This is a genomic window from Acinetobacter sp. AS5 (assembly GCF_048957595.1).
Lineage (GTDB): Bacteria > Pseudomonadota > Gammaproteobacteria > Pseudomonadales > Moraxellaceae > Acinetobacter.
Genome location: NZ_JARDAL010000105.1, coordinates 1 through 3,164, shown reverse-complemented (window position 1 = coordinate 3,164; position 3,164 = coordinate 1). Strand labels below are relative to the sequence as shown.

Annotated in this window: 3 protein-coding genes; 2 read left to right on the top strand and 1 reads right to left on the bottom strand. The window is 58.3% G+C overall.

The features are described 5' to 3' along the window. Positions 1-94 precede the first annotated feature (94 nt). Together sul2 and PV763_RS17190 are read left to right on the top strand one after the other, a co-directional pair. On the top strand, positions 95-910 hold the full coding sequence (gene sul2, locus PV763_RS17195; RefSeq protein WP_001043260.1) for a sulfonamide-resistant dihydropteroate synthase Sul2: 816 nt from the start codon (positions 95-97) through the stop codon (positions 908-910). A gap of 86 nt (positions 911-996) precedes the next feature. Further along, entirely contained in the window at positions 997-1,299 is a 303-nt protein-coding gene (locus PV763_RS17190) for a phosphoglucosamine mutase (protein ID WP_000251875.1), read from the top strand. 175 nt (positions 1,300-1,474) lie between these two features. Here PV763_RS17190 and PV763_RS17185 read toward each other — a convergent pair whose 3' ends face one another. Then, positions 1,475-2,968 carry an IS91-like element ISCR2 family transposase gene (locus PV763_RS17185; protein ID WP_001120888.1) on the bottom strand — a complete coding sequence of 498 codons (1,494 nt, stop codon included), beginning with the start codon at positions 2,966-2,968 and terminating at the stop codon, positions 1,475-1,477. Positions 2,969-3,164 lie beyond the last annotated feature (196 nt).

The window sequence follows — 3,164 nt, the reverse complement described above, 5'->3', positions numbered from 1 at the left end:
GTCATAGTATTCGTCGTTAGAAAACAATTATTGTGACATTATTTCAATGAGTTATCTATTTTTGTCGTGTACAGAGATTATTATAGAAGCCCCCATGAATAAATCGCTCATCATTTTCGGCATCGTCAACATAACCTCGGACAGTTTCTCCGATGGAGGCCGGTATCTGGCGCCAGACGCAGCCATTGCGCAGGCGCGTAAGCTGATGGCCGAGGGGGCAGATGTGATCGACCTCGGTCCGGCATCCAGCAATCCCGACGCCGCGCCTGTTTCGTCCGACACAGAAATCGCGCGTATCGCGCCGGTGCTGGACGCGCTCAAGGCAGATGGCATTCCCGTCTCGCTCGACAGTTATCAACCCGCGACGCAAGCCTATGCCTTGTCGCGTGGTGTGGCCTATCTCAATGATATTCGCGGTTTTCCAGACGCTGCGTTCTATCCGCAATTGGCGAAATCATCTGCCAAACTCGTCGTTATGCATTCGGTGCAAGACGGGCAGGCAGATCGGCGCGAGGCACCCGCTGGCGACATCATGGATCACATTGCGGCGTTCTTTGACGCGCGCATCGCGGCGCTGACGGGTGCCGGTATCAAACGCAACCGCCTTGTCCTTGATCCCGGCATGGGGTTTTTTCTGGGGGCTGCTCCCGAAACCTCGCTCTCGGTGCTGGCGCGGTTCGATGAATTGCGGCTGCGCTTCGATTTGCCGGTGCTTCTGTCTGTTTCGCGCAAATCCTTTCTGCGCGCGCTCACAGGCCGTGGTCCGGGGGATGTCGGGGCCGCGACACTCGCTGCAGAGCTTGCCGCCGCCGCAGGTGGAGCTGACTTCATCCGCACACACGAGCCGCGCCCCTTGCGCGACGGGCTGGCGGTATTGGCGGCGCTGAAAGAAACCGCAAGAATTCGTTAACTGCACATTCGGGATATTTCTCTATATTCGCGGTTCAGCAGGCATGTCCCCTTTGAGGGCGACCCGACGACAGGATAATCGACCTTATGGTGCGCAAATATTTCGGCACAGACGGTATTCGTGGCAAAGCCAACGAAGGCGCGATGACGGCGGAAACCGCCTTGCGCGTCGGCATGGCGGCTGGCCGTGTCTTTCGTCGCGGTGACCACCGCCATCGTGTCGTGATCGGCAAGGATACGCGCCTGTCGGGCTATATGCTTGAACCCGCGCTCACAGCCGGTTTCACCTCGATGGGCATGGACGTATTCCTTTTTGGCCCGCTGCCGACAACGTATAGGAAGAATAAACGCCCTTTTCACCCAAGTCCAACAGCTTTGGACCGCAGTTGACTCTTTCGACACCCCTGCGATGCAACCCAATCCGGCTGACGGGGAGCCAGCAACGCTGAAAATTTACCCTCCTCTTTCCCACTAGCGGCTCCTTTTCCGACAACCAGCACGGCGGATCCCTGCCGCGGCGCTGTGAACGCAGCATTTTGATTGGTATCGTTGGCCTTCAGGCTCGTCAGTCAAACAGACCCAGGAGCAGCTCAGCCGGTGGCGCCCGGCTTTCGGGTAACGCCCTGGTCCCGCTGGTTTCGGCTTTGTGCTTCAGGTGATCAAGGATCTGCTTGATCACTATAGGGTCTTCAATGCAGGCGATGACTTTCATGGCGCCGCCGCAGCCGCTGCAGGTCTCGATGTCGATATTGAAAACACGCTTGAGCCGTTGCGCCCATGTCATCGACGCTCGCCGTTGTGCTGGTGTTGCCGGTTCATCAGCCACCCTGACCTTGTTGCCCCTGCCCCGTTTTGCCGGCGTGACCAACGCCCGGTGCCGACTGTTGGGTGCGAACACCCCGTGGAAGCGGGTTAGGTTGACTCTGGGCTTCGGTACCAGGGCGGCCAGCCTTGCAATGAAATCCAATGGTTCGAAAATGACGTGCGTGGTGCCGTCCCGGTACGGCGTCTTGAGCTGGTAGCGCACGTTGCCGCCTCGTGTTAACGACAGCCGCTTCTCGGATACCGCCGGGCGGCTGATGTACCGGCACAGCCGTTCGAGCTTCTTGCGTTCATCGGCCCTGGCCGCCACGCCGGCGTGCAGGCTGGACCCGGCTACCTTGCCAATCCCGTCACCGAACGGATCACCACTGGTCGGCAGAGTTTGCAAAGTGAACACCTTTCGCCCCGCCTGTGAACCGACAGCGATACGGTAAGTGATCGAGTGCCCCAGCAGGGGTGTCATCGGGTCGTCATCCACCGCATCCGAGGCCAGATAGCTGTTTTCGACATCCCGTTCCAGCAGGCCTTGCCGTTCCAGATAGCGACCCACCCGGTGGGCGATGGTGTGCGTCAGCTGGGTGAGCTCTGGGCTGGTCGGCGCCTTGACCCAGCGGAAACGCGCTGAGCCGTGGGATTGCTCGACATACACACCGTCGAGAAACAGCATGTGGAAGTGAACATTCAGATTGAGCGCCGATCCAAAACGCTGGATCAGGGTGACCGCGCCCGTCTTGGCCACTTGGTGGGTATGGCCCGCTTTCTTGACCAGGTGCGTGGCAATGACGCGGTAAACGATGCCCAGCACCCACCCCATGATCTCGGGCCGGCTGGCAAACAGGAAACGCAGCTGAAACGGGAAGCTCAACACCCACTGACGCATGGGTTGTTCAGGCAGTACTTCATCAACCAGCAAGGCGGCACTTTCGGCCATCCGCCGCGCCCCACAGCTCGGGCAGAAACCGCGACGCTTACAGCTGAAAGCGACCAGGTGCTCGGCGTGGCAAGACTCGCAGCGAACCCGTAGAAAGCCATGCTCCAGCCGCCCGCATTGGAGAAATTCTTCAAATTCCCGTTGCACATAGCCCGGCAATTCCTTTCCCTGCTCTGCCATAAGCGCAGCGAATGCCGGGTAATACTCGTCAACGATCTGATAGAGAAGGGTTTGCTCGGGTCGGTGGCTCTGGTAACGACCAGTATCCCGATCCCGGCTGGCCGTCCTGGCCGCCACATGAGGCATGTTCCGCGTCCTTGCAATACTGTGTTTACATACAGTCTATCGCTTAGCGGAAAGTTCTTTTACCCTCAGCCGAAATGCCTGCCGTTGCTAGACATTGCCAGCCAGTGCCCGTCACTCCCATTCAGTACTTAATGAAAGCTACGGAACAACTAATAAATTTTATGGTTTGCATCTCACCCAAGAAGAAGCAGAAAAA